This window comes from Micromonospora sp. NPDC005252 (assembly GCF_042872475.1).
GTDB lineage: Bacteria > Actinomycetota > Actinomycetes > Mycobacteriales > Micromonosporaceae > Micromonospora.
Map to the genome: position 1 here is coordinate 137,098 of NZ_JBIAKN010000006.1, position 25,580 is coordinate 162,677.

Here is a 25,580-nt window from a genome sequence, read left to right on the forward strand (position 1 = left end):
CCGAGCGGTGGACCGCTCCGAATCACCAGCATGGATGACGAGCTGCTCGCCGGCCGGTACCGCAGGCTCCTGCCGATCGAGGACCCTGCCACTCCGGGACGGGTCTGGCTGGCCCGCGACGAGGTGCTCGACCGAGACGTCGCGCTCAAGCAGATCGCCGTGCCGGGATGGGCGAGCGACGCGGAACGGTCCCGGTTGCACGAGCGGACGCTGGCCGAGGTTCGTGGACTGGCCGGGCTGGACCACCCGAGCGTGATGGGGATGTGGGACGTGCTGAGCGCCGACGGGCACCTGTGGCTTGTCATGGAGTACGTGCCCTCCCGGTCCCTGCCCGAGGTGGTTGCCGCCGACGGCCCGCTGCCGCCGGCCGAGGTGGCACGGGTCGGGCTGCACCTGCTCGCCGCACTGAACGCCGCACACGAGATGGGTGTGGTGCATCGGGAGCTCTGTCCGCAGAACGTGCTGCTCGGCGACGACGGGCGCGTCATGCTCGGCGGGTTCGGCCTGTCGATCTTCGACAGCCACAGCCCGGCGACCGTCGGTGCGGCGAACCTGTCGAGGAACCAGTACGTCGCGCCGGAGCGCGCTCGCGATGGCAGGGCCACCCCCGCCTCGGACCTGTGGGCTCTCGGCGCGACGCTCTACCTGGCCGCGGAGGGCCGCCCACCGTGGACCCGGCACTCGACCCTGGCCACACTCGCCGCTCTGGCCACCGAGGCGCCCGACCGGATGAGCGTCCTGCCACTCGAACCGGCGGTCACTGGACTCCTGCTGCGCAATCCCCGTCAGCGTCTGTCCGCGTACGAGGCCCGCGCCCTGCTGGAGCAGGTGGCCGAGGCGACCGTACCGATCGAGCCCGTGCCGGTGCCCCGGGCGCGCCGCCGGTGGCGGATGTCCACCCGACCGCCGCGGCGGTCGCGGACCACCACACCGCCGGTGCCGATCGCCGAGGACGCGATCGACACCACGGTCATCACGGCGAGGGCGTCGAACACCCGCGACCGGACGACCGGTTGGGCGTTCGCTGGCGCAGTGTTGGGACTGTTGACGGTCGTGGCCATCATTGTCACGGCAGCCGGTGCCGTGCTCGGCGGCCTGCGTGGCCAGGACGGCGTGCCGGCCGTCGACCCGGGCGGTGCGGCGGCCGGCGCGATGGAGTCGACCAGTGCGGAAGTGCCCGCCCACCTCTGCCTGGACGATGACGCCTCCAGCGAGGCCGAGCCTCTGCAGGAACCCACCGCACCGCTCCCGTACGCGCTGCCCGACGGATGGGCTTGGCACCAGGACCCGGCCCGCTTCCTGGTGGCAGTTCCGCACGGATGGACCCGGCACACCGAGGGCGAAACTGTCTGCTTCCGCGACCCCGCCGAGGTGCGAGCCATCGCTGTCGACCTCACCGCCGAAGCTTCCCCCACACCCTCGAAGCAGTGGGCCGCCGCAGAGCGCGAGGCGGTGAAGACCGGGGCGCTTTCCGGCTACCAGAAGATCAGCATCGGGCCGGTCATCCGCGCGGGTGGCGCCGCGGAGTGGGAGTACACCTGCGACCAGGCCGGCGGTGTGCGGCTGCACGTCCGGCGGCTGCTGGTCAATGACAGCAGGACCCGTGCCCACAGCCTGTCCTGGATGACCCAGGACAGCCAGTGGACCGCGACGGAGCCTCTGCAACGACTGGCCCTCGCAAGCTTCCGCCTCGACTGACCCGTGTGCCCGAACGTGGTCACCTCCATCGCAGCCAGTTCCAGTTGCGTTCGCGGCGGGCCGCCGAATGCCGCGCATGGCCGACGCCCCGCTCCACGGTCACCCGCCCGTAGGCGGTGGCGGATCGGCGCTGCCAGGCCGGCAACCCGGAAGCCACCGTCGGGCGGCTGACGCAGGCCCGTTCGGCGGTTGTTTGTCGATGTTCGCCGCCCGCCACCGGACCGGATGGCACCCTGGGCCCGTGGACTGGGCAGCGAGCCAGGGGAAGGTGGCATCAGGATCACGGTGAACGGCAACTGATGCGTACCGCGTTGATCGTGTTGGCCGCGCTGGCGGCGGCCGTGGTCGTGGACCTGGTCTCCGGCGTGCTGGCTCGCCGGGTTGCCCGTGGCCGCTACAAGTGGCTGCTGGAGCCGCTGCGGCTCGCCTGCCGCCGCCCGGCGGCCGCGGTCCTGCTGGTCTGGGTGGTGTACTACGCGCTGCCGCCCGGACTGACCGGGTGGCAGCGTTATCTGCGGCACGCCATCCTGCTGACCCTGATCGCCGTCGGTGCGTGGCTGGTGGTCAGGGTGTTGCAGGTGGCCGAGGCGGTCGTGTTCAGTCGACTGCCGAATGATGTGACCCGGAGCCGGCGGGCCCGGCGGGCCCGGACCCAGATCCGTCCGGTGCGGCGGCTCACGGTGGTCGTCGTCACGATCGTTGCGATCGGCCTGATCCTGATCACCTTCCGGCCGGTACGCCTCTTCGGCGTCTCCATTCTGACCTCGGCCGGGGTGGTCGGCGCGGTGATCGGCCTCTCCGCCCGAACCGCGCTCGCCAATGCGTTCGCCGGCATCCAGGTCGCCTTCGCCGACGGGCTGCACGTCGGCGACGTGTTGGTGGTGGAAGGCGAATGGGGCCGGGTCGAGGAGGTGAAGCTGACCAACGTGGTGATCCGGCTCTGGGACGAACGGATACTCATCCTGCCGACCACGTACTTCACCGAGCGGCCGTTTCAGAACTGGACCCGCAACGAGTCGCGGGTGATCGGCAAGATCCAGATCCATGTCGACCACACCGCGGACCTTAACGACCTGCGCCGGGAGGTACGCCGACTGGTCGAGTCCGCACCGCTGTGGGATCGCAGCCAGTGGGTGCTCCAGATGGTCGACGCCACCGCGCAGACCGTGATCATCCAGGTGCAGGCCTCAGCTGCGGACGGCGCCAGCGCCTGGGACCTGAGCTGCGACCTACGCGAGGGACTGATCCGCTATCTGCGTGACCAGCACCCCCAGTGGTTGCCCCGCACCCGCAACCAGTACCAGCCGTGACCGGCGGGTCTCTTTCGGCCCCGCCGTTGCGCTGGGTCAGCCGCCGGGCAGCGCTCGGGGCCGGGCTGATCCTCCCGGCCCTGAGCCCCATCGAGTCAGGCTGTCGACATCTGGCGGACGTGTTTGCCCTCGGCGAACTCCTCGACCATTTTCGAGCAGAAGGCTGGGAGGTCGCTGGGGTTGCGGCTGGTGACCAGGCCGTTGTCGACCTGCACCTGTTGGTCCACCCAGTTTCCGCCAGCGTTGCGGATGTCGGTGCGCAGGCTGGGGAACGAGGTGACGGTCCGACCGTTGACCATTCCGGTCTCGACCAGCGACCAGGGGCCGTGGCAGATCGCCGCCACCGGCTTGTTCTGCTGAAAGAACGCTCGGACGAAGTCCATCGCCTGCGGGTTCATCCGGAGCCGGTCGGGGTTGACAGTCCCGCCTGGCAGCAACAGGGCGTCATAGTCGGCCGCATCGGCCTCGTTCACGGTCCGGTCCACGTGATATCGGTTGGCCGGATTGATGTCCTGGTTCATCGACTGGATCTCGCCGGATTGCAACGAGATCAGGTGGACCTCGGCTCCGGCCTGCTCTGCGGCGGCCCGGGACTGGGTGTATTCCACGTCCTCCACCCCGTCAGCGGCGAGGCAAGCAACTCGCTTGCCGGTCAGTGGCTGCTGGCTCTGCGCCATTCTGCGGCCTCCCCTTCGCGGCGCCACCCCGTCGGCGGCGCATCGCTCACTCCCGGGTCGCCTTCCCGGTGCGGGCACCCACAAACGGGCCAGCGAACGCCGCCCGTGGGTGTGCTGCCTGTCGCAGCGGGTAACGCAGGCAACCTACTCGTATTCAGGCTCAGGAAGGTCGACAAATGATCGAGCTGCCGTCCGGCCAAACCATGCCCGTGCTCGGCCAGGGAACCTGGTACCTGGGTGAGCGCCCCGCAAAGCGGCGGGACGAGATCGCCGCCCTACACACCGGGCTCGACCTGGGCTTGACCATGATCGACACTGCGGAGATGTACGGTGACGGCGCTTCCGAGGAACTCGTCGGCGAGGCGATCACCGGACGACGCGACGACGTCTTTCTGGTCGACAAGGTGCTGCCGTCCAACGCCAGCCGACGGGGAACCGTGCAGGCCTGCCGCCGCAGCCTGCAACGACTCGGCGTCGACCACATCGACCTCTACCTGCTGCACTGGCGCGGCTCGCATCCACTCGCGGAGACCATCGAGGCGTTCGCGGAACTCGTCGACGCCGGTGACATCGGGCAGTGGGGCGTGAGCAACTTCGATCTTTCCGACATGACGGAGCTACTCGAGACGGCGGGCGGGCAAGACTGCGCGACCAATCAGATCCTGTACAACCTCACCCGCCGCGGTCCGGAATATGACCTGCTGCCGTGGCTACGCGAGCACCGGATCCCGGTGATGGCCTACTCGCCGATCGAGCAGGGTCGACTGCTCGGCCACTCCCAGATCGCGGAGATCGCCGCCCGGCACGAGGCCACCCCGGCCCAGGTGGCGCTGGCCTGGGTGCTGCGGCAGGAAATGGTGGCGGCCATCCCCCGATCGTCCAACCCCGAACACACCCGGGAGAACGCGGAAGCGCGAGACCTGCAGCTGACGGAGGAGGACGTGGCGGCACTCGACACCGCGTTCCCGCCGCCTACCGGCCCGCAACCGCTCGAGATCTTGTAGCGTCACCAACCTCCGACTGAGGGTGGGCTTGTGGGAATGCCCTCGAACCCGGAACCCGGCGGGTGCTCGCGCCCGCCGGGTAGAACGGCGGCTGGCCCGCCGCCTTCAGCCTCTTCGTCGGCCAGGTCGGCGAGTGATCCGGCGAATCACCCCGAACTGGTACAGGCCAGCGCTGGTGATCGCGTAGAAGACGGGCAGAAGGAGAAATATGGCGAGGCCGAGCAACGGCGCCACCAGGTAGCCGACTACTCCCGCGAGGACGTACAGGACGACCCCGGCGAGGGCCCGGAATCGCTCGACGTGAAAGAAGTCGTCTCTGACCTGTTCCTTCAGCAAGTCGGGGCTCCGGGCCAGGTAGTGGTAGAACGCCAGCCAGCTTGCGCACAGCAACGCGCCGATCAACGCGTAAAAGGCGACGGCCACGCGCTGGTCCGCGTTGTTGTGCTCCTGCAGCGCGTGCGACACGACGGCGGTCGGAAACGGTAGCAGGGCCGTGCTGAACAGCACGAACAGGTTCACCCAGTGCAGGCCGCGATCGGTCTGCTGAATGCGGTTGAACGCCGCCTTGTGATTGAGCCAGACGACGGCCACGTACGAGTAGGACGCGAGATACGCGCCATACGACGGCCACTGGTTGAGCAGGCCGGACAGGAGGTGGCCGGGTGGTACGTCCGGTACCCGGAGGTCCAGGACCAGCAGTGTGATGATGATGGCGAAGATGGCATCGCTGAACGCCACGGCACGGCTGGTGTCCGACCGGGTGCCCAGGTCCGTGTCTGACCCGCTCACCAAGCGCGCCTACCCAGTGTCGTCCGCCGCAAACTGCCGGGCGCGGCGCTCCACACCGGGAGGACGCCGCATCCGGCCGGCCGCCGTGCGCGCGCGGCGGCCGGATGCAAGTGATCCGTCAGGGTTTGAGGACAACCTTCTCGCAGTTGTCCTGCTTGTTCTTGAACATCTCGAAGCCGCGTTCTGCCTCGTCCAGCGACAGGGTGTGGGTGATGACCCGGGTCGGATCGATCTCCCCACGCTCGATGCGCTGCAGCAGCGGCTTCATGTAGCGCTGCACGTGGCACTGGCCGGTACGCAGGGTCAGCGCGCGGTTCATCCACGCGCCGGCGGGAAACTTGTCCAGCAGACCGCCGTACACTCCGATCACCGACACGATGCCACCGCTGCGGCAGGACAGAATGGCCTGCCGCAGCGCGTGCGGACGCTCGGTCTCCGAGCGGACCGCCTGCTTGACCCGGTCATAGGCGTAGAGGGCCGCGCTGCCGTGCGTGGCCTCCAGGCCAACCGCGTCAATGCACTTGTCCGGTCCCCGCCCACCGGTCAGTTCCAGCAGCCGGGACCGCACGTCCACCTCCTCGAAGTTCACCGGCGTGTAGCCCGCCCGTTCGGCCATCTGCAGCCGGTACGGCTCCTTGTCGATGGCGATGACCTTTGCGGCGCCGAGCACCCGGGCGCTGTCCATCGCGAACTGGCCGACCGGGCCGGCGCCCCACACCGCCACCACGTCGGTGGACTGGATGTCGCACATGTCGGCACCCATGTAGCCGGTGGGAAGGATGTCCGAGAGGAACAGCACCTGCTCGTCGGTCAGGTCGGACTCGATCTTCAGCGGACCGACGTCGGCGAACGGCACCCGCGCGTACTGCGCCTGACCGCCCGCGAAGCCGCCGGTCAGATGCGAATAGCCGAAGATCCCGGCGACCGGGTGACCGAACATCTTCTCCGCGATCCCGGCGTTGGGGTTGGAGTTCTCGCAGCAGGAGTACAGCTGGGCGGCGCAGGCGCCGCACGCGCCGCAGGCGATCGGGAACGGCACCACGACCCGGTCCCCGACGCGCAGCCGACCTGGATCGACGCCCCGGCCGACCTCGATCACCTCACCCATGAACTCGTGACCCATGACGTCGCCGTTCTGCATCGTGGGCACATACCCATCGACCAGGTGCAGGTCCGAGCCACAGATAGCGGTGGACGTGATCCGTACGATGGCATCGCGCTCGTTCAGGATCCTCGGGTCCGGCACGTCACGGACCTTGACCTTGTTGCGGCCCGCCCAGGTGTTCGCCCTCATGCCGGGGCCCCCTTCGCGAACTCGGCATCCGACAGCGGCTGCGCCGGACGCTGCGGGAACTCTTTGCGGGCCCGTTTGCCCCACGGGGCGCCGTCGGACCGGACCACCTCGCCGGTCTCCAGCACCTGCTTGAGCCGACGCAGGTCGTCGTCGAGCTGCTGGTGCGGCTCCTCGCCGAAGTACCTGGCGACCGCCTTGCCGATCGCGCCGCCCGGGATGTCGTACGACAGGACGACGTGCACCTCGGTGCTCACACCATCCGGGGCGGGCACAAAGCGGACCGTACCGGCGTTCGGCACGTCGGCGTTGCCGGTCGACCGCCACGCGATCTTCTCGCCGGGCGAGTCGTCGACGATCTCCGCGTCCCACTCGACGTTCGTGCCGAACGGGGCGCTGGCGGACCAGTGGCTCGTACGGCTACCGGTGGAGCGGATCTCCTCGAGATGAGCCATGAACGTCGGGAGATTGTCCAGTTCGCGCCAGAACGCGTAGACCTTAGGCGGCGGTTTGCGAATGGTCGTCGTGGCTGTCAGCTCCATGGGTCCTCCTGTGCGGATGCCTCGTACCGCCGGCGCTGAGCCCATCTCCTTCGCCCGGGTGGCCTGTACGGCGGTCAACAGGTCCACCACCGTGATCCCGACGATGGCGCCGGTGACAACGAGGAGCCGCCGCCGGCGGCGCCCGCCCCGGTGGGCGATGGCCAGTCCGAGCGAGGCCAGGTCCATCGCGTCGCCCGCGACCCGGGTCCACGCCCACATGCTCTTGCGCCGGCTCGTCAGGAGCCCGGCCGCGTGTATCAGCTCCCGCGCCCCGACGAGTGGCACCATCGCCCGGGACGTCGAAGAGTCGTCCACGCCGCTGATCCGGCGCACCGTGTCCGGTGCCGCCAGTTGTGCCACGCCCAGGCCGAGGCTCATCCAGCCGAGCCCGCGCCCCCGCCGCTGCACCTCGTCCTGCCTGGCCTTGGCTGCCTCTCGGGTTGCCAGTCGAGTCACGGGTAGCCCTCCGTATCCGGTCGCACCCGCCCGGGCAGCCCGGCTCACGGCGACCCGGGGCACGACTCATTGGGGCCCGGTTACCCCCCGGGAACCACCTGAACCCGCTGATCGGCCGCCGCATCAAGATCGCCCTCCCGGTCCGGGCCGTCCAGACGGCGTCGGCGGACTTCGTCGCGGCAACCGGTCGGCGAGCGCCCGAAAAGCCTGCCCGGCGCGCACCGGCCCCGCTCCCACTGCGCAGCGCGACGTCACGGCCGCGGATCACCAGCGGTTCGCTCGTGCGTGCCCGCTCATCCCGCCCGCGATGGGCTAGCCGTCTCGTCCCGCGAGCCGCCGGGTTGGGGATGGTAGCCGTACGCGGCGGCCCGTACCGTTTCCTCGTTCTCCAGCCCGGAGCCGATCGCGCCGCCGACGGTGGCCAGCGAGCTGGTGATCCAGGCGAGCGTCAGGTAGTCGGTGAAACTGACCGGCCGCTGCAAGGTCTGTTCCAGCACGGATGTGTCGATCAGCAGCGCGCCAACGAGCACCGTGCCAGCAAACAGCACCAGGTAGGACACGGCCGTGGCCAGGGCGAGGGTGAGGATCGTACCCAGGTTGAACAGCCGGGCCAGCTCAGCTGGCGTCTCCCGGTCTGGCTTCTCCCACAGGTCGTGCGCGACGATCAGCCAGGTCACCAACGCGGTCAGCCCGAGCAACATGATCACGGTGAGCCGGAGTCCTCCGAGCGCATCGCCCATCTGCCAGATGGTGTCCGTGGTGAGCGCGAACGCCGCCGTGCCGAACGCGCCGACGAGCAGCTTGGACAGGCCCAGCAGGGCGCGCCCCGGGCGGTTGGCGCGGACCATTCCGGTCAACAGCCGCACCCGGCCGATCAGCCCGGAGGCGACGTAGCCCAGATCCCCGTCGGCCTCGTCGACCACCCGGTGGACGGCGGGAATCCGACGTGTCATTTCGGCTGGTGCCCAGCCTGCCGGCGGCACCCGCTCGTCGGAAGCGTCGGTCAGCAGTCGGCTCACCAGATCCGGAACGACCGCGCGGGCCGCTCGCAGCTGAGGCAGTCCCAGCGCGGGCAGGGACACCATCGCCACTGCACGGCGAGCCGAGGTCTGCGCGACCAGCGGCACCCGTTCGGCGTTCAGCGGCAGGTCGGTCAGACAGATCGCGACGTCCCACCGGTCGTCGGCACGCCGTTGGGCCAGATCCTCGAGCAGCGCCTCAACGCCACCGTCGCGGCGCGGCGCCACCTCACCCCAGCCTTCCCGGATGGTCCACCGCACGTCCGCGTTCACCCGCTCGGCGAGCCGGCCGGCCAGCTCGGTGGTGAGCCGAGCTGCCACCCGGGCCGGGTGGTCCGGCGGGGTCGCCACCAGTCCGACGACGATCTCCGGGCGGTCCTGTTCGCTGTCGGTCATCGGTGCTCCTCACCGGCCAGCCGGGCCCGCCGCCGTCCATCGGCCAGTGCCGGCTCTGGCGTAGGCAGGCGGAGCCAGGCTGCTGTCGGCCCCCGCGGTGGCGTAGGCAGCCTGGCCACGCTGAAAAACACCTGCAGGTTGCCGGTTTCTAGTGTCGACCGTCCGGGTGCAGCAGAACCTTGGTCCAGCCGTCGGTGCGGGCATCGAAGTTCTGGTACCCCGTGGGCGCCTCGTCCAGCGTGAGTTCGTGGGACACCAAGAACGACGGGTGGGCCTTGCCGGTAGCGATGAGGTTCAGCAGCTGCCGATTGTAGTTCTTCACGTTGCACTGCCCGGTTGCCATGGTCTGCCCCTTGAACCAGAACATGCCGAAGTCGAACGGCACCTTGCCCTGCTTCTGTAGCGGGTCCGGCGCTCCCGGGTCCTGAGGCACGTACACGCCGACCACGCCGATCGTGCCGCCGAACCGCACGGAGTGCACGAGGTTGTTCACCGTCAGCCCCGCCTTCTCCTGGCCACCCGGGTCGTGCGCCTGGTAACCGACGGCCTCACAGCCGCGGTCCGCGCCCATCCCGCCGGTCTGCTCCAGGATCTGGTCGACCGGTGATCCCTTCGAATCGTCGATCGGGATCGCGCCGATCTGCTCCGCCAGGCGCAGCCGGTCCGGATGGCGGTCGACCACCATCACCTTGTTGGCGCCCTTGATGATCGCGGAGTACGCGGCGAGCAGGCCGACCGGTCCGCCACCGTAGACCGCCACACTGTCGCCGGGCCGTACACAGGCGAGCTCGGTGGCGTGCCAGCCGGTCGGGAAGATGTCCGACAGCATGACGTAGTCCTTCTGCCTGCTCATGTCCCGGGCGTCCGGCGGCAGGACCAGACAGTTGAAGTCCGCCCATGGCACCCGCAACAACTCGGCCTGACCGCCGTTGTAGGGACCCATGTCGGCGAACCCGTAGGCCGCGCCGGCCATGCCCGGCGCCGGGTTGGCCACCAGACAGAACGCGGTCAGACCCTGGTTGCAGTTGGCGCAGGACCCGCACGCCACGTTGAACGGCAGGCACACCATGTCGCCGACCTTGACCAGATCGACCCCTTCGCCGACCTCGATCACCTCACCCATGTTCTCATGCCCGAGCACGCGTCCAGACTCCATGTCCGTGCGTCCTTCGTACATGTGCAGGTCCGAGCCGCAGATGTTCGTCGTCGTAATCCGGATCAGCGCATCAGTCGGTCTCTCGATTCTCGCGTCCGGAACCTCCTTGACGCTGACAGTCCTGGGTCCCTCGTACACGACAGCCTTCATCTGTTTCCCCCGTGAAGAATTCGCTCACCGATGAGCCATGCCAATTCTGGCGTTCACATCCTCGCAGACCGTTGCGACCCTTAAGGGCGGTTTGCGCAGGAGTCTCATGACGCCGGACTGCTGATCGCCCCGTTCTCGGCCTGCCACGACTGTTCGTCCGCGACGCGCTGCGCGATCGCCGCCCATCCGTGGGCGCCCGGGTCAGTACCGCGATCATCCTGGCGAGCGACTGCCGCTCCGGTAGCGCGCTTCTCGGGGACGTCTGCTCTGGTCGCGGAGGCTCTGCCCACGCACTCCGGTGAGAACCCAGCGCACGAGCGTTGGGCGCGCCAACGATCTCCCTGGCGGACCCGGGTGGGGCGGTAGGCGAAGCGGTGGGGGCCGAGCCCGGCGTGGACGGCCGCCCGGTAAGCGGCCGTCCACAGTGGCGTCACGAATGCGGAGGGACTGTTCCCAGGTTCAGCGGTTCGTCACCCCGGTGGCAGAGGCTGGCGGGACCCGCTCGAACCGTACCCGGCTCAGCCATCCCGGGAGGTCACTGAGCACGTACAGCTCGCCGTGCACATCGGGGCCGATCGCGGTCGGCTGGGTGGGGAAGTTGCCGATCGTGGCGGACTCGTAGCCACCCGTGGGCTTGGGGCGGACGGCGAACGCGAGGGTCGAGCAGTAGTCGCTCGCGATGTAGGTCCCGTATGCCTCCGGGGTGGCGGACCCTCGGTACACCACGCCGCCGATCACCGAGCAGTTCTCCGTCATGTAGTGGTCGTACTCGAAGACCGGGTCGGTAAGCCGCACGCCCGGCCGGCACTGCGTCTGGTCGAAGACCGGCGTGCCCTCTCGGCAGGACCACCCGAGGTTCGCTCCCCGCTGCGACGGGCGGATGTGGTCGATCTCCTCGACCAGGCCCTGGCCGACGTCGCCGATCCACAGCGAGTTGTCGACCGGGTCGATGGAGAACTTCCACGGGTTGCGCAGCCCGTAGACCCAGATCTCCGGCCGCGCGCCAGGCGTGCGGACGAACGGGTTGTCCGAGGGTACGCAGTAGGGCTTACCCGCGCAGGTGCGGTTGACGTCGATCCGCAGAATCTTGCCGAGCAGGGTGCCGAGGTTCTGACCGCTCTTGAAGGGGTCGTTCGCGTTGCCGCCGTCGCCGAGTGACCAGTACAGGTAGCCGTCGCGGCCGAAGGCCACCTGTCCGCCGTTATGGTTGCCGTACTCGGCGTGCTCCTGGGTGAGCAGCACCTGCAGCCGGTCGGGAGCGCCGAGGGGCACCCGCGCCAGGGTCAGCGTGCCGGCCGGCAGGCTCGTGTAGGCCACGTAGAGGATCCCGGTACGCGCGAAGTTCGGCGCAGGCGTAATGCCGAGGAGGCCGCGCTCGTTGTCCGACGTGTCGATCCGGGCGGTCAGGTCGAGCACCGGCTCTGCCGCCAAGCCGGTATCGGGGTGGTACGCACGGACGGTGCCGCTCTTCTCCGCAATCAGCATCCGACCGTCCGGCAGTCCGGTGAGCGCGATCGGACGCTGCAGGCCGAACGCCAGCCGTTCGGATACCACGGTCAGCTCAGCGAGTGGCGCCGCACGGGTGTGCGATGGGCCGGCTGTCGCAGTGCTGGCCACCGGCGCCGGTGGCACCAGAAGCGCGGACAGGGTCAGGATGAGCAGCCCGGCCAGCATGGTGGCCGGGCGATAACGCCGTCGCTGCATGTTCAGCTCCTCGAGCAGGTGGGTGGGGGCGCGGTGTCGGCGGATACCGGAAGGACAATCCGGCCCAGGGTGCCAACGCGCCCTGGGCCGGAGTGGTGCCGTGCCGTCGGACCTGCCGATCAGGTGATGGTGATGTCGCTGCACCACATGTAGGTCTGGTCCAGGTGTGACGCCCTCCAGATCACGAACAGGATCTGGTTCCCGCTGCGTGCGGGGAGCGAGACGTTGAACGAGATGTTCTGCGCTGGCGCGTAGCGCCCGGTCGTCGCGATCAGGTCGAGGTTGCCCCACCCGAGCCGCTGGGTGGCCGGGTTGAACCCCTGCTTGGTGACGTAGACCTGGAAGTAGTCAGCGCCGTGGCTGGCCTGGTCGTACATCTGGACCGTGAGGTTGCGGCTGACGGTGGTCGTCTTCCATGCCCCGGGCTTGTTCACCGCGTCGTTCCTGGAGAGGGCGTTGCTGCACAGCTGCCCATCGGGCGTGCGAGCCTGGTACTGGCCCGCGAGGCCGTCCCGCAGTTGACTCATCCAGTTCCACATGGTGTCGGGGTTCGCCTGGAACGCTTGCCAGCACATCGGGTCCTGCTGCTGCATGGCCGGGTTCGTGTGCTGGTTGCCCCAGGTCTTCCAGCACTGGTACGCGCGAGTCGCCGGACTGATGACGGTGCCGTGGGCCTGGGCTGCGCCGGTCCAGGGCAGCGTGCCGACCACCATGGCGAACATCAGGACGAGCGCCTGGAGGGACCGCCGGACGGTTGACCGGGGTCGTCCGCCGGATTGGTCGGACCTGTGTGAACGCACTGTTCATCCTCCGTTCCTCGGTACGAGAGATCAGCATGGGAACGCTCCCAAAGCCACTGTTGCATCTATCAACTTAAATATCAATGCTGATCTATCTATAGGTGGATGTGAAGCAAGCTGTCCGGGATCGCCGGATCGGTGACGGGTCCACGGACCCTGCTCGGCGGCCCGGCGTGGTCAGAGCCCGGCTGCGGCGTCGTACCGGCGGCGCTGGTCGGCCATCTCCGTAGCGGTCAGCGCCTCCTCCTGCGCCAACGTCGCGTACTTGGCCGGGAACATCTCCCGCAGCCGATCAACGAACCTGACGTCGGCTGTCGCCTCGACGACCTGGATGCCCGGAGGGTCGGTGGACAGGTCCATGATCAGAGGGCCGGCCAGCTTGACCGCCACGTCCCAGGGACGCTTCTGCTCGGCGACTCCGCAGAGGTGAAAGCCGTAGACCTTCTGGACGTCGGCGAGGGCGGTGGCTTCTGCCGGCTCGTAGCCGTAGACGCGAACCCCGCAGATCACTGGCGGCTTCTCCGTCGTGTTCCCCTGCTGGGCGCTGTGTCCGGCGTGGTTGTGCTGCCCCGGGTCCGCCTGTTCGAGCGTGGTCCGCATCCGGGCCACAATCTGCGCTTGCAGATCCGCCGGCTCCGCCTCCGGGTCGGCCCGGTTGAGCAGTACGACCGCGCCGACCGACACCGCCAGCAGGATCACCGCCGCCCAGAGCGGGCGACGGCCGTACCGCTCCGCGAAACTCTCTCGGGAATCCATGATCGCTTCTCACCTCGTTGCCGGTTTCTGGTGCGTTGGCAGACCGATTCGGATGCCCCGGCATGTCAGCGGTCGAGCGCGTCGGCCATCGGGGCCGCGTGCCGGGGGATACGTGTGGCGGGGGAATGCCCACCCGGCGGAGTGCCCGCCGTCCTGGCGATGGCCCGGCGATGGGCCTGCGCGCGTCTGTCACGGCGACGCGCTGCTGGCCCTGCGATGCTCCCGTGCTGGCCGTTCTCAGCACGGTTGCCCCCGTGCTGCGGCGATATGAGCCATTCCAGCACGTCTGCGTCCACTCTGGCAACATTGACAAGCGTCAGTGCGGATTCGACCCCGGGCGGGCGGGGCGGCGGTGATGCGCCGACCGGGCGTCGCGGTGCGCGACGGCTCGGATGCCGGCGCCGACGCTCGGCCGCGCTGGCGCCCCGCGGCCGGTCAGGTCCGGAGCGGCGCCGAAGGCTTACCCATCGGTTGGTTCCTGCTCGCGCAGGGTCGCGCGGGTCTGCATGAGTGCGAAGCCGAGCAGGTTCAGTCCTCGCCACCGTGCGGGGTCGGCGGCGTGCGGGTGGTCGGCGGTCAGGCCGATGCCCCAGACCCGGTCGAGCGGACTGGCCTCCACGAGCACCCGCTCGCGGGTGCCCAGCAGGTAGGTGCGCAGCGCGGGATGCTGGCCGAACTTCGCCGCGCTGCCGGTCACCACGACGTCGTACCGGTGCTGCTCCCATACCTGCTGGTCGAAGCTGGCGACCTGCCGGCCGAGGGTCTTCGCCGCGTGCGGGTGCCTCACCGTCAGGATCTGGGCGGCCGTCGCCTGGTCACCGAACAGGGTCGCCTTGCGCCACATCATGTAGTGCTCGGTCGTGGGGAAGCGCAGCCCGTCGATGGTGAACGGCGCCGGCCACCACTGACTCAGGCAGCCAGCCCCGATGGCGCCGTCGCGTTGCGGCTGGTGGCCCCAGAAGAACAGGAACTTGACCCGGGCGCCCGAACGCATCTCGCCGGTCAGCTCGGCGACACTGCTCAGTGACGTGGCCATACGGGGGAGTGTGGGGCACCAGCAGGTTCCGCCGCATCGCCATTACCGCGGCGATCTCGTCACGTCACCGTCGGTGTCGCGCTCGTCGCCGGCCCAACACTATCGGCCGCCGGACGCGCAAATCGAATTGATTCGATATAGCATCGCGGCAGGGCAGGGTCACTCCGCACGGGCGTACGACGCCAATGCACTTCATCCACCGGGCGATCCGGGCAGCGGCCGGTGGTCACACCGAGGAGAAACGCAGATGAACGACCTACCCGCTCGACCGAAACACCGAACCAGAGGTGCCGCCAGGCTGCTTCTGGGTGGGGCCTGCGCCCTGGCGGTCACCGTGTCCTCGATGGCCATGGCGACCTTCGCCCAAGCCGATCTCAGCGGCCCGCCCGGGACCACACTGCAGGCCGCCGCCGAGCGCAGCGGCCGGTACTTCGGCGCTGCCATGGGGGCGGACCGTCTCAACGATTCGGGCTTCCTGGCCATCGCGGACCGCGAGTTCGACATGATGACGGCCGTCAACGAGATGAAGCCCGACGCGACCGAGCCCAACCAGGGTCAGTTCGACTTCCGTAACGGTGACGCGATCTACAACTGGGCCACCCAGCACGGCATGCGGGTCCGCGGTCACACCCTGGCCTGGCACGCTCAGCAGCCGAGGTTCTGGGGGAGCCTCAGCGGCAGCGCCCTGCGGTCCGCGATGATCAGCCACATCAACGGCGTGATGGCCCACTACAAGGGCAAGCTCGCCTACTGGGACGTGGTGAACGAGGCCTTCGCCGAGAACGGCAGCCGGCGGTCGTCGAACCTGCAGTCCACCGGGAACGACTGGATCGAGGTGGCGTTCCGGACCGCGCGCGCCGCGGACCCGAGCGTGAAGCTGTGCTACAACGACTACAACATCGAGAACTGGACGTACGCCAAGACGCAGGGCGTCTACAACATGATCAGGGACTTCAAGTCCCGGGGCGTCCCGGTCGACTGCGTCGGGCTCCAGACCCACTTCACCGGTGGCAGTTCGCTGCCGGGCAACTTCCAGCAGACGCTGTCCAGCTTCGCGGCCCTCGGGGTCGACGTGGCGTTGACCGAGGCCGACGTCACCAACGCCTCGACCAGCCAGTACCAGGGCCTGACTCAGGCCTGCATGAACGTCCCCCGCTGCGTCGGCATCACGACGTGGGGCATCCGGGACAGCGACTCCTGGCGCGGCAGCGAGAACCCGCTGCTGTTCGACCGCAACAGCAGCCCCAAGGCGGCGTACACCGCCGTCCTCAATGCTCTCAACGCCGCCTCCACCACTGTGCCGGGCACGCCGCCGACCACGACCCCGCCGACCACCGCTCCGCCGACGACTGCTCCACCGACCACCGCTCCACCGACCACCGCTCCACCGACCACCGCTCCGCCAACGACCGCTCCGCCGACCACCGCTCCGCCGACGACTGCTCCGCCGACCACGCCGCCGCCGGGTGCCTGTACCGCGACGTACCGCATGGTCAACAGCTGGAGCGGCGGCTTCCAGGGCGAGGTCACCGTGGCCAACAACGGGTCCGCCGCCCTCAGCGGCTGGACCGTACGGCTGACGCTGGCCAGCGGGCAGACCATCGCCAACGTCTGGAACGGCATCAACACCGGCACCAGCGGGACGGTCAGCGTGCGTAACGCCGACTACAACGGGTCCCTCGGCGCGAACGCCTCGACCACCTTCGGCTTCCTGGTCAACGGCAGCAGCAACGCCGCGCCCGGCGGCCTCTCCTGCACCAGCCCCTGACCGGCGACACGCACCAACCCGCCGCCTCAGGACGCTGACCCGGCCCGGAGCCACCGGCTCCGGGCCCGGGTGCCGTCGTGGTCGGGTCGGACCCGGTCTACGCCGGTCGACCGGCTGCCGGTCGGACGCTTGCCGATGCTCCTGCCTCGTCTCGGGACCCGCTGGTGGGGATCCACTGCCGGCCGACTGAAGCGGACCACTTCGCGTACACCGATATATCTATCTAACCGGAGCTGATGCGGCCGTGCCGGAATGGCTCGAATCGCCGCGGCGCGGGCAACCGCGCAGCGGTGCGAGCGGAAGCACGGCAGCATCGGATGGCCGGAAAGTGCCTGCTGGCCCGGCCCGTGTGGTGGGGGACCAGCCGTCCTGGAGGATGACCATGCGCAATTTCCTCGCGGCGTTCAGCGCCGCCCTGATCCTCGGCGCCGCAGTCGGCAGCGTTCCGGCGGGCGCGTCGGGTGCCTCCCCGCCCTCGTGCCCCCGCGGCCTGCTCTTCTGTGAGGACTTCGAGCGACTGCCTCTCGGAGGGCCCAGCACGTTGAACTGGGGCGTCGACACCCGCCACGGCACGCTCACCGTCGAACGTGCCCGTCGCGGCAACCAGGTGCTGCACATCCACACGGTCGACAACGGACGCGCCTTCCTGCGCGTCGACGACTTCGCCGCGCCCGGCAACCGCTTCTACGGCCGGATGCGTCTGCGCGTCGATGCCTTCCCCACCGCCCCGGACTGGGCGCACTTCACACTTGTGGAAGCGACCGGCACCGGCAGCGCGGAGGTCGTCCGTCCGATCGGTGGCCAGTACGCGCCCACGGTCCCCGGAACCTTCTGGGGTATCGGCGCCGACGGCGGTCCGACCGGCGACTGGACCAACTGGCGGGAGTCCGCCCCGGTCGCCGAGGACACCTGGCAGTGCTTCGAGTGGAAGATCGACGCGACCGACAACCGCGTCGCGGTGTGGATCGACGGCGTGGCGAACCCGGAGCTGACCGCCTCCACGAGCGACCACGGTGGCAACGACGTTCCCTTCGTCCTGCCGACGGTCGACACGGTGAAGATCGGCTGGCAGCTCTACCAGGGCGGCACGACACCGGGCGAGTTCGACCTCTGGATCGACGACATCGCCCTTTCGAGTAAGCGGCTCGGCTGCTGAACTTCGGAGCAGGGTCTCATCCACGGGACGGGGCTGCCCGGACCTGAGCGCGACGAACCGACACGCCTGTCAGGTCGGTCGCGGTCGACGACAAACCACCGTCGGCCAGTGCCGCACGTCCGTCCGCGGCCGACCGACAGGCAACGGGCCTATCTGCACGCTGTTCGTGGGAGTATCCTGAGCCCCAGGTGTGCCGGGAAGCCTGGTCGGCGGTGATGATTCGCGCCGACCGAAAGGGCCTCTTCGATGAGTGGCTCCGCCCTGCGTACCGTCGGGCTTACCAAGCGATACGGCCGTCTGACGGCCGTCGAAGACCTGCATCTGGACGTCGTGGCTGGGGAGGTGTTCGGGTTCCTCGGCCCGAACGGCGCCGGCAAGTCCACGACCATCCGGATGGTGCTCGGTCTCGCCCGGCCCACAGCCGGGCGTGCCAGTGTTGTGGGGATCGACGCCGCCGACGTCGCCCGCGCGCATCAGGTGCTGGCGTACGTGCCCGCCGACGTCGCGTTGTGGCCGCAACTGACCGGCGCGGAAATCCTGCACCTGCTGGCGCGCACCGGCCCCGGCACCGATCTGGCCTACCGGGATGAGTTGGTTGAGCGGTTCGCGCTCGACCTGTCGAAGCCTGCTCGGACGTACTCGACGGGCAATCGGCAGAAAGTCGCGTTGATCGCGGCGTTCGCCACCCGCGCGCCCCTGTTGGTGCTGGATGAGCCGACAAGCGGCCTCGATCCGCTCATGGAACGGGAGTTCCGCGCCGCCGTCGGGCAGGCACGCGATCGCGGCCAGACGGTATTCCTCAGCTCCCACCAGCTCGCCGAGGTGGAAGCAGTGTGCGACCGCGTGGGAATCCTGCGCGCCGGCCGGCTCGTCGACGTCGCACCTGTGGAACGGCTGCGTCCGCTGCATCGCGCCGAGGTGAGCGTCGCCTTCACCGGCGCACCACCGGCACTGGCGGCCGTGCCGGGCGTCGACTCGGTTGAGGCCGTCGGCGACGGCCGCCTGCGGTTTTCGCTGAGCGGGCCGCCCGCACCCGCATTGAGGGTGCTGGCCGAGGCCGACGTCACGGCGCTCACGGTGCTGGAGCCCAGCCTGGAGGAGATCTTCCTCGGCTACTACGGTGCGGACACGGCGCGATGACCGGCTTGGCGAGTATCACGCGCTCCGCGCCGGACCATGCCGTCACCGGCCTGGCAACCCGTCAGGTCCGCCGCGGCGCCCTGCTCGTCGTGCTCTTCGCCGCGACGATGCCGGCCATCGTGGTGGCCGGCTACGACAGTGTGATGGCGGATCCGTCCGCGTCAGCAAGCCTCGATGCGCTGGCTGGCAATCCGGCCATCCGCACCCTGTTCGGCGACCCGATCGCGCTCGACGAAGCCGGTGGGTTCACCGTGTGGCGGGTCGGGACTTTCGTCGCCGTCGTCCTCGCCGTCTGGTCGATCCTGTCCACCACTCGCATCACGCGCGGGGAGGAAGACGCCGGACGGTGGGATGTGCTGTTGGCCGGCCGAGCCACGCTGCGCGGCGTCGTGGTTCGGCACGTCGCGGTCGTCGCCTTCGTGCCGGTGCTTGCCGGCCTCGCGGTCACCGCCGTGCTGTCGAACGCCGGGCCCGATCGGACCGGCGCGGTCGTGCATGGCGTGGGCCTGAGCGTCCTCGGGCTGTTCGCCGTCGCCGTCGCCGCGCTGACCGCGCAGATCTTTCCGGCCCGCGCCGTCGCCACCGGTGTCGCGATCGCCGTGCTCGGCGTCGGCCTGCTGGCGCGCATGGTCGGTGACGGTCTCAGCGCCCTGGCCTGGCTGCGTTGGCTGTCACCGTTCGGCCTACTGGAACTCAGCGCACCCTATGGGCCCAACCGCCCGCTGCCATTGATGATCTTGTTGGTGATGGCGGCCCTCGTATCCGGTGCCGCGCTGGCGGCGGCCGCGCGCCGTGATGTCGGCGGCGGTCTGGTGGCACCGGCTACCGGCCGGCCACCTCGTCTGCGGACGCTGTCGACGGTGGAGGCGTTCGCCGTGCGCCGGGTGTTGATCCCGCTGATCGCGTGGTCGACCGGCGTCATCGCCTACTTTCTGCTCATCGGCCTGACCACCACGTCGGTGACGGACTTCCTGGCCGACAAGGCCGCGATCGTCGACGCCGCCGCGCAGGCGGGCTTCACCGGGCTCGACACGGTCGCGGGTCTCACCGCCACGATCTTCGCGCTACTCGCCCTCCCCGTCGGCGCCTTCACCGCGGTTCGGATGGGGGCGTTCGTTGCCGCGGAGTCCGATCGGCGCCTGACCCTGCTGGCCGCTCAGCCGCTGAGCAGGCTCCGGCTTCTCTCGGCCGAGCTCGTTACCACGATCGGCGGTGCGCTCGTCCTGCTGAGCGTTGCCGCGATTGCCACCTGGGTCGGCGTCGTGGCCGTTGGAGGCGACTTCGCCATCACCGCGGCACTTCAGGGCACGTGGAATACGCTGCCGATCGTTCTGCTCAGTGCGGGCGCGGCGGTCCTTGCCACCGGCATGACGCCCAGCGCCGTCACGGCAGTCGGCTGCCTGCCGGCTACCGGCGGCTTCCTGCTGCAGGTCACCGCGGACAGCGTCGGCGCGCCGGCCTGGGTGGCGAGTCTTTCGCCGTTCGCTCATCTCGCTCCGGTGCCGCTGGTCTCCGTCGACTGGCCCGGCGCATTCGTGATGACCGGTCTGGCAGGTGCTCTGATGGCCGCAGGCGCGGTTGCGTACCGACGGCGCGACCTGCGTGGTTGAGGTGAGCGATGGGCGACGAGCTTGCGGGCGGCGGCGGGTCGGCCGGCAGGCAGAGGTGGGCACGGCGAGGATCAGATGGTGTACGCCAGGGGGCGATCGAGGCGCCCGTGGAGCAGAACGGCGCAGAGGTGTGACACGCGACCTCGGACGGCGGATCACCGACGGCGGCGGGCCATCCACTGCCAGATGTGGGTGCCGTTGCGGCTCGGGTCGTTGCGGGCCACGTAGATCCAGGACCAGTGACCGGGGAACTGGTAGCCGTTCCAGACGACGTGGTCGTACAGGGTGATCAGTGATCCGCCGATGAGGTCGTGGGCGTGGATCGTGTTGGTCTCGGGTGGCACGGTGTCGTCGTCGCGCGAGGCGACCAGCCAGGTCGGGGTGTGGATCCTCGACAGCTCCGCGTCGGTGATCAGCGGCGGGCCCTCCCCGCCGAGCGGCTCGACGACCCCGCAGATCGGCACCGACGCGGCGAACAGGTCGGGATAGGCGACGGTCATCTCCAGGGACATGTAGCCGCCGTTGCTGCAACCGACCACGTAGATCCGGTCGGGGTCGACCCGCTCGCGGCGTACGAGGTCCTGGACGATCTCACGGATCAGCGGGGCGAACCGGGGGCCGTCCTCCATCCAGTAGGAGGTGCTCTGCGGAGCGACGACGTACGCGCCGGAGAAGATCCGTTGAGCCTCCGGCGTGGCGAAGCCCAGCGCGCCGCGGTTGGCGCGCAGCGTGGTCTCGTTGTCGTAGTAGTCGTCGGGCAGCGAGGCGCCCTCGCCGCCGCCGTGCAGCCAGAGGATCAGTGGCAGCCGACCGTGCCGGGGCGATCGCTTGGGGGAGTACAACCGGTACTTCAGGCCCGAGCCCGAGACGTGGTGGCTGAAGGCGTCCACCTCGGGGTTCGACAGCCGCCCCTGCACGAAGCGCGTGATGGTGACCGGCGGGCCGTGTCGCCGGACGAGCGGGGTGTTCTGCGTGATGGTGTAGACGAGGTCCAGTCGGACGTTACGGCCCCTGCTCACGATGTAGCCGAGGGTGCCACCGCCGAGTTGACCTTCGGCGGTGCTGAGCTCCAGCACGACGTTCCCGTGCCGGTCGAGCCGGGCCGCGGTCACCGTGCGGTCCAGGTCGTACTCGCTGAAGATCAGGTCACCGGGAGCGATCGGGATCGGGCTGGTGGCCTTGGCATGCACGGTGAACGTGCCGGGGGTGAGCCCGGCGGGGTCGATCGGCCCGAGCCCGCTGGTGTCGAGGGTGACCGAGGTGACCTGCTCACCGCCGTCGAGCGTTCTCGCGTCGAGGGTGAAGCTCACGCTGGCGCTGGGGTGGCCACCGGCGTGGGCGGCGGGGCCGGGGAGCGCCAGGCCGATGGCCGCACCGGCGCCACCTGCCAGGACGCTGCGGCGAGTGACAGACGTGGACATGTGGCCCCCGTACCTATGTGTAGACGTTTGTCGATGAAATCCCAACGTAACGCCGCGGAGATCCGCTGGCAACCGCTGTCGCTGAGGGCGACCAGGGCGCCCGAGGTGGTTGGAGCTGCGTTCGACGTGCTCACTGGCGGTCGTGCCGCACGCCATCGACCCGCGGTGCCGCCGTGCCGGTTTCCGTCGTGATAGGCGGCGAAACGTCGGCATTGGCGCGTGGTGAACGACGGCTATCCGGAACGGGGCTCCTGCGTCGATCATTGCCCGGAGATAGACATGAGTCACTCTCACCTCCTGGTGTAACGCCCGGGCGCGGAGGGCGAGACGTCGGCACCGGAAGCCGGGCGTACCGAACGGCCCGACTCCGCGTCCCCGGAGGATCGCCATGCCTCGTCCCGCTCTCCGTAACCGGCTCGCGGCGTTCACCGCCGCCGCCCTGACCGCGAGCGTCCTGACGGTGACCCCGCCCTCACCGGCGCTCGCCGCCAGCACGTTCGCCGCCAACGACTACTGCCTCGGCCAGTGCGCCGACATCCTGCCCCCTGGGGAGAACGGCAACGCCACGCTGGTCGCCATCCTGGCGCACCAGGCGCTCGGCACCCGCCCGGCGCACTCCAGCGACCAGCTCGACGAGTACGCGAACCTGGTCTACAACTACGCCGGGCTGACCGACGAGCAGATCGCCCACTTCTACAACGACGCCTCGTTCGGCGTCCCGGCCGCGCAGGTGGAGAGCACCGTCTCGCCGCGCGCGGACGTCACCATCGTGCGGGACAAGGCCACCGGCGTCCCGCACGTCACCGGCACCACCCGCGCCGGCACGATGTTCGGCGCGGGCTACGCCGGGGCCCAGGACCGGCTCTGGGTGATGGATCTCCTGCGCCACGCCGGTCGCGGCACGCTCACCTCGTTCGCCGGCGGCGCGCCCGGCAACCGGGAACTGGAGCAGAGCATCTGGGCCAACTCGCCCTACTCCGAGGCGGACCTCCAGGCCCAGGTGGACGCGCTGCGCACCAAGGGCGCCCGGGGTCAGCAGCTCTACACCGACGTGGTCGACTACATCGCCGGTATCAACGCCTACGTCGACAAGTCGATCGCCGACGACAACTACCCGGGCGAGTACGTGCTCGCGGGCGCCGGCAAGCCGACGCACTTCACCATGACCGACCTGATCGCCACCGCCGGTGTGGTCGGCGGGCTCTTCGGCGGGGGAGGGGGCAGCGAGATCCAGTCCGCGCTGGTCCGGGTGGCCGCCCGGGCGAAGTACGGCACCACCGAGGGGGACCGGGTCTGGGCGGCGTTCCGGTCGCAGAACGACCCGGAGACCGTACTCACCCTGCACGACGGGCAGAGCTTCCCGTACGGGGCGACGCCGCCGGGCGCGACCAGCGCGGTGCTCCCCGACGCCGGCACGGTGGTCGCCGAGCCCCTCGCCTACGACGCCAGCGGCGGGGCCGCCGCCCGCACCGGCGCCAGCACCGCCACCCAGGGGCTGCTCGGCGGCGTGTCCAACCTGCGGGCGCACGGCATGTCCAACGCGGTAGTGGTCTCCGGGCGGCACACCACCACCGGCAACCCGGTCGCCGTGTTCGGGCCGCAGACCGGCTACTTCGCGCCGCAGTTGCTGATGCTCCAGGAGCTGCAGGGCCCGGGAATCAGCGCGCGCGGCGCCGCGTTCGCCGGGCTCAACCTCTACGTGCTGCTCGGCCGGGGCCAGGACTACGCGTGGAGCGCGACCTCCGCCGCACAGGACCTCACCGACACGTACGCGGTGCCGCTGTGCACCACCGACGGCAGCGCCCCGACGCTGCGCACCAACCGCTACCTCTACCACGGGCAGTGCCTCGCCATGGAGGCGCTGGAGAAGCGCAACTCCTGGTCCCCGACGCTTGCCGACTCCACCCCGGCCGGGTCGTACACCCTGCGCGCGCTGCGCACCAAGTACGGGCTGGTCGCGTACCGGGGGCTGGTGAACGGGCAGCCGACCGCGTTCACCAAACTGCGTTCCACCTACCGGCACGAGGCCGACTCGGCGATCGGCTTCCAGGCCTACAACGACCCGTCGGCGATGGGCAGCGCGGCGGCGTTCCAGGCGTCCGCGGCCAGCGTCGGGTACGCGTTCAACTGGTTCTACGTCAACTCGACCGAGGCGGCGTACTTCAACTCCGGCTCGAACCCGGTCCGTCCGGCCACCGCCGACCCGAACCTGCCCACCAAGGCCGAACCGGCGTACGAGTGGGCCGGCTGGAACCCGGACACCAACGACGCCAGCTACACCCCGGCGGCGGCCCACCCGCAGTCGGTCAACCAGGACTACTACGTGAGCTGGAACAACAAGCAGGCGCGGGACTTCGGGGCCGCGGACGGCAACTTCAGTTTCGGCTCCGTACACCGGGCTCAGTTGCTCGACGGTCCGGTGCGCGCCGCGATCGCCCAGCGCAAGCTCGGGCGCGCCGACGTCGTCAAGATCATGGCGGACGCGGCGGTGACCGACCTGCGGGGCCAGCAGGTTCTCGGCGACCTGCTGCGGGTGCTGGACAGCACGCCGGTCACGGATCCGGCGCTTGCCGACGCGGTGGGCAAGCTGCGGGCCTGGCAGCAGGCCGGCACACGGCGGGTGGAGACGTCCCCCGGCTCCAAGGTCTACCAGCACGCCGACGCGATCCGGATCTTCGACGCCTGGTGGCCGCTGCTGGCCTCGGCGGAGTTCCGCCCCGGCCTCGGGCCGGACCTCTACGCCGCGCTTGTCGACGCCATCGAGGTGAACGAGGCGCCGTCGGGCGGCCAGAACGGCGCGCGCGACGGCACGGCGAGCTGGGCCCTGCAGGGGCAGGCGCACAAGGGCTCGTCGTTCCAGTACGGCTGGTGGGGCTACGTCGACAAGGACCTGCGCACCGTCCTCGGCGAGCCGGTGGCCGGTGGGCTGGGCCGCACGTACTGCGGCAACGGCAACCTCGGCACGTGCCGGCAGGCCCTGCTCGACGCGCTCGGCCAGGCCGCCGCGGTGCCGGCCACCACCGTCTACCCCGGAGACAAGTCCTGTGGGGCCGGCGACCAGTGGTGCGCCGACTCGATCGCCCAGTCCGGGCTCGGCGGCATCACCCACCCCCTGATCGCCTGGCAGAACCGTCCCACCTACCAGCAGGTCGTCTCGTTCCCGGCACGTCGGGGCGACGACGTCGCGAACCTGGCGCAGGGTCGTCCGGCCACCGCGTCGAGCACCCAGTTCCTGACCAGCTACACCCCGGACAAGGCGGTCGACGGCAGCCTCGGCAGCCGGTGGGCCAGCAGTTACAACGACAACCAGTGGCTGCGGGTCGACCTCGGCGCGGCCCGCACCGTCAGCCGGACGGTGCTGCGGTGGGAGTCCGCGTACGCCACCTCGTACCGGATCGAGGTCTCCGGCGACGGCAGCTCCTGGACGCCGGTGTTCGCCACCACCACCGGCAACGGCGGCGTCGACAACGCCACCTTCGCCCCGGTCACCGCCCGCTACGTGCGGGTGTACGGGGTAAAGCGGGCCACCTCGTACGGCTTCTCGCTCTACGAATTCGAGCTGTACGGGAAGTGATGTCGCCCGGAGGGGCGGCGGGGATCACCCGCCGCTCCTCCGGACGTGCCCGTCGACGAACTGGTTGCACCAGCGGGCGGCTCCTCGCCGGCCGCTCGTGCTGGTGGCGCCAGCGAAGTGGCTGCCG

The 25,580-nt window shown here is 69.8% G+C and carries 19 protein-coding genes; 8 read left to right on the plus strand and 11 right to left on the minus strand.

Translation table 11 applies throughout. The annotated features are described in order from the left end of the window. Positions 1 to 30 precede the first annotated feature (30 nt). Together ACFYPH_RS19200 and ACFYPH_RS19205 are read left to right on the plus strand one after the other, a co-directional pair. Positions 31 to 1,698, plus strand: coding sequence for a serine/threonine-protein kinase (locus ACFYPH_RS19200; RefSeq protein ID WP_387183364.1), 1,668 nt, complete (start codon positions 31 to 33; stop codon positions 1,696 to 1,698). 299 nt (positions 1,699 to 1,997) lie between these two features. Beyond that, positions 1,998 to 3,008: a mechanosensitive ion channel domain-containing protein gene (locus tag ACFYPH_RS19205; RefSeq protein WP_354857747.1), complete on the plus strand. Its 1,011-nt coding sequence runs from the start codon at positions 1,998 to 2,000 to the stop codon at positions 3,006 to 3,008. Positions 3,009 to 3,103: 95 nt separating this feature from the next. Here ACFYPH_RS19205 and ACFYPH_RS19210 read toward each other — a convergent pair whose 3' ends face one another. Next, complete coding sequence (locus ACFYPH_RS19210) at positions 3,104 to 3,685, minus strand: type 1 glutamine amidotransferase domain-containing protein (RefSeq protein ID WP_354857744.1); 582 nt, start codon at positions 3,683 to 3,685, stop codon at positions 3,104 to 3,106. Positions 3,686 to 3,861: 176 nt separating this feature from the next. Between ACFYPH_RS19210 and ACFYPH_RS19215 the strand changes: the two genes are divergently transcribed. Further along, positions 3,862 to 4,689 (plus strand): aldo/keto reductase, encoded by an 828-nt coding sequence (locus ACFYPH_RS19215; protein WP_355066586.1) that lies wholly within the window; start codon positions 3,862 to 3,864, stop codon positions 4,687 to 4,689. Between the two features lie 105 nt (positions 4,690 to 4,794). Here ACFYPH_RS19215 and ACFYPH_RS19220 read toward each other — a convergent pair whose 3' ends face one another. The 9 genes from ACFYPH_RS19220 to ACFYPH_RS19260 form a co-directional block, all read right to left on the minus strand. Continuing rightward, the gene (locus tag ACFYPH_RS19220; protein WP_354857739.1) at positions 4,795 to 5,427 is read right to left on the minus strand and encodes a TMEM175 family protein; all 633 of its coding nucleotides are present in this window, start codon (positions 5,425 to 5,427) and stop codon (positions 4,795 to 4,797) included. Between the two features lie 169 nt (positions 5,428 to 5,596). Beyond that, the gene (locus ACFYPH_RS19225; protein WP_387183369.1) at positions 5,597 to 6,772 is read right to left on the minus strand and encodes a zinc-dependent alcohol dehydrogenase; all 1,176 of its coding nucleotides are present in this window, start codon (positions 6,770 to 6,772) and stop codon (positions 5,597 to 5,599) included. Beyond that, entirely contained in the window at positions 6,769 to 7,767 is a 999-nt protein-coding gene (locus ACFYPH_RS19230; protein WP_355066583.1) for an SRPBCC family protein, read from the minus strand. Before ACFYPH_RS19230 ends, ACFYPH_RS19225 begins: the two co-directional genes overlap by 4 nt. A 293-nt stretch (positions 7,768 to 8,060) precedes the next feature. Further along, positions 8,061 to 9,182: a hypothetical protein gene (locus ACFYPH_RS19235; RefSeq protein WP_354857733.1), complete on the minus strand. Its 1,122-nt coding sequence runs from the start codon at positions 9,180 to 9,182 to the stop codon at positions 8,061 to 8,063. 148 nt (positions 9,183 to 9,330) lie between these two features. Then, complete coding sequence (locus ACFYPH_RS19240) at positions 9,331 to 10,488, minus strand: glutathione-independent formaldehyde dehydrogenase (protein WP_354857730.1); 1,158 nt, start codon at positions 10,486 to 10,488, stop codon at positions 9,331 to 9,333. A gap of 459 nt (positions 10,489 to 10,947) precedes the next feature. Beyond that, positions 10,948 to 12,192, minus strand: coding sequence for a PQQ-dependent sugar dehydrogenase (locus tag ACFYPH_RS19245; RefSeq protein WP_354857727.1), 1,245 nt, complete (start codon positions 12,190 to 12,192; stop codon positions 10,948 to 10,950). A gap of 119 nt (positions 12,193 to 12,311) precedes the next feature. After that, complete coding sequence (locus ACFYPH_RS19250) at positions 12,312 to 12,914, minus strand: lytic polysaccharide monooxygenase (RefSeq protein ID WP_354857725.1); 603 nt, start codon at positions 12,912 to 12,914, stop codon at positions 12,312 to 12,314. 255 nt (positions 12,915 to 13,169) lie between these two features. Next, positions 13,170 to 13,748: a hypothetical protein gene (locus tag ACFYPH_RS19255; RefSeq protein WP_354857723.1), complete on the minus strand. Its 579-nt coding sequence runs from the start codon at positions 13,746 to 13,748 to the stop codon at positions 13,170 to 13,172. Positions 13,749 to 14,208: 460 nt separating this feature from the next. Then, positions 14,209 to 14,784 carry an NADAR family protein gene (locus ACFYPH_RS19260; RefSeq protein WP_355138376.1) on the minus strand — a complete coding sequence of 192 codons (576 nt, stop codon included), beginning with the start codon at positions 14,782 to 14,784 and terminating at the stop codon, positions 14,209 to 14,211. 247 nt (positions 14,785 to 15,031) lie between these two features. Here ACFYPH_RS19260 and ACFYPH_RS19265 point away from each other — a divergent pair, with 247 nt between their 5' ends. The 4 genes from ACFYPH_RS19265 (at position 15,032) to ACFYPH_RS19280 (ending at position 20,458) form a co-directional block, all read left to right on the plus strand. Further along, entirely contained in the window at positions 15,032 to 16,552 is a 1,521-nt protein-coding gene (locus tag ACFYPH_RS19265) for an endo-1,4-beta-xylanase (protein ID WP_387183376.1), read from the plus strand. 382 nt (positions 16,553 to 16,934) lie between these two features. Beyond that, positions 16,935 to 17,708 (plus strand): hypothetical protein, encoded by a 774-nt coding sequence (locus tag ACFYPH_RS19270; protein ID WP_387183379.1) that lies wholly within the window; start codon positions 16,935 to 16,937, stop codon positions 17,706 to 17,708. A gap of 246 nt (positions 17,709 to 17,954) precedes the next feature. Continuing rightward, complete coding sequence (locus ACFYPH_RS19275; RefSeq protein WP_354857714.1) at positions 17,955 to 18,848, plus strand: ABC transporter ATP-binding protein; 894 nt, start codon at positions 17,955 to 17,957, stop codon at positions 18,846 to 18,848. Next, positions 18,845 to 20,458 carry an ABC transporter permease gene (locus ACFYPH_RS19280; protein ID WP_387183382.1) on the plus strand — a complete coding sequence of 538 codons (1,614 nt, stop codon included), beginning with the start codon at positions 18,845 to 18,847 and terminating at the stop codon, positions 20,456 to 20,458. Before ACFYPH_RS19275 ends, ACFYPH_RS19280 begins: the two co-directional genes overlap by 4 nt. Positions 20,459 to 20,613: 155 nt before the next feature. Here ACFYPH_RS19280 and ACFYPH_RS19285 read toward each other — a convergent pair whose 3' ends face one another. Next, a complete protein-coding gene (locus ACFYPH_RS19285; RefSeq protein WP_355066575.1) occupies positions 20,614 to 21,879 on the minus strand; it encodes a prolyl oligopeptidase family serine peptidase in 1,266 nt (421 codons plus the stop codon). Positions 21,880 to 22,267: 388 nt separating this feature from the next. Here ACFYPH_RS19285 and ACFYPH_RS19290 point away from each other — a divergent pair, with 388 nt between their 5' ends. Continuing rightward, positions 22,268 to 25,453 (plus strand): penicillin acylase family protein, encoded by a 3,186-nt coding sequence (locus ACFYPH_RS19290; RefSeq protein WP_387183386.1) that lies wholly within the window; start codon positions 22,268 to 22,270, stop codon positions 25,451 to 25,453. The last annotated feature ends 127 nt before the right edge of the window (positions 25,454 to 25,580 follow it).

What these genes read in the sequence shown, in the direction of transcription:
- ACFYPH_RS19245 (WP_354857727.1), bottom strand. Translation starts at nt 12,192, where the DNA reads ATGCAGCGACGGCGTTATCGCCCGGCCACCATGCTGGCCGGGCTGCTC.
- ACFYPH_RS19250 (WP_354857725.1), bottom strand. Translation starts at nt 12,914, where the DNA reads ATGTTCGCCATGGTGGTCGGCACGCTGCCCTGGACCGGCGCAGCCCAG.
- ACFYPH_RS19260 (WP_355138376.1), bottom strand. Translation starts at nt 14,784, where the DNA reads ATGGCCACGTCACTGAGCAGTGTCGCCGAGCTGACCGGCGAGATGCGT.
- ACFYPH_RS19290 (WP_387183386.1), top strand. Translation starts at nt 22,268, where the DNA reads ATGCCTCGTCCCGCTCTCCGTAACCGGCTCGCGGCGTTCACCGCCGCC.
- ACFYPH_RS19285 (WP_355066575.1), bottom strand. Translation starts at nt 21,879, where the DNA reads ATGTCCACGTCTGTCACTCGCCGCAGCGTCCTGGCAGGTGGCGCCGGT.
- ACFYPH_RS19265 (WP_387183376.1), top strand. Translation starts at nt 15,032, where the DNA reads ATGAACGACCTACCCGCTCGACCGAAACACCGAACCAGAGGTGCCGCC.
- ACFYPH_RS19225 (WP_387183369.1), bottom strand. Translation starts at nt 6,772, where the DNA reads ATGAGGGCGAACACCTGGGCGGGCCGCAACAAGGTCAAGGTCCGTGAC.
- ACFYPH_RS19270 (WP_387183379.1), top strand. Translation starts at nt 16,935, where the DNA reads ATGCGCAATTTCCTCGCGGCGTTCAGCGCCGCCCTGATCCTCGGCGCC.
- ACFYPH_RS19215 (WP_355066586.1), top strand. Translation starts at nt 3,862, where the DNA reads ATGATCGAGCTGCCGTCCGGCCAAACCATGCCCGTGCTCGGCCAGGGA.
- ACFYPH_RS19200 (WP_387183364.1), top strand. Translation starts at nt 31, where the DNA reads ATGGATGACGAGCTGCTCGCCGGCCGGTACCGCAGGCTCCTGCCGATC.
- ACFYPH_RS19235 (WP_354857733.1), bottom strand. Translation starts at nt 9,182, where the DNA reads ATGACCGACAGCGAACAGGACCGCCCGGAGATCGTCGTCGGACTGGTG.
- ACFYPH_RS19275 (WP_354857714.1), top strand. Translation starts at nt 17,955, where the DNA reads ATGAGTGGCTCCGCCCTGCGTACCGTCGGGCTTACCAAGCGATACGGC.
- ACFYPH_RS19210 (WP_354857744.1), bottom strand. Translation starts at nt 3,685, where the DNA reads ATGGCGCAGAGCCAGCAGCCACTGACCGGCAAGCGAGTTGCTTGCCTC.
- ACFYPH_RS19280 (WP_387183382.1), top strand. Translation starts at nt 18,845, where the DNA reads ATGACCGGCTTGGCGAGTATCACGCGCTCCGCGCCGGACCATGCCGTC.
- ACFYPH_RS19205 (WP_354857747.1), top strand. Translation starts at nt 1,998, where the DNA reads ATGCGTACCGCGTTGATCGTGTTGGCCGCGCTGGCGGCGGCCGTGGTC.
- ACFYPH_RS19240 (WP_354857730.1), bottom strand. Translation starts at nt 10,488, where the DNA reads ATGAAGGCTGTCGTGTACGAGGGACCCAGGACTGTCAGCGTCAAGGAG.
- ACFYPH_RS19255 (WP_354857723.1), bottom strand. Translation starts at nt 13,748, where the DNA reads ATGGATTCCCGAGAGAGTTTCGCGGAGCGGTACGGCCGTCGCCCGCTC.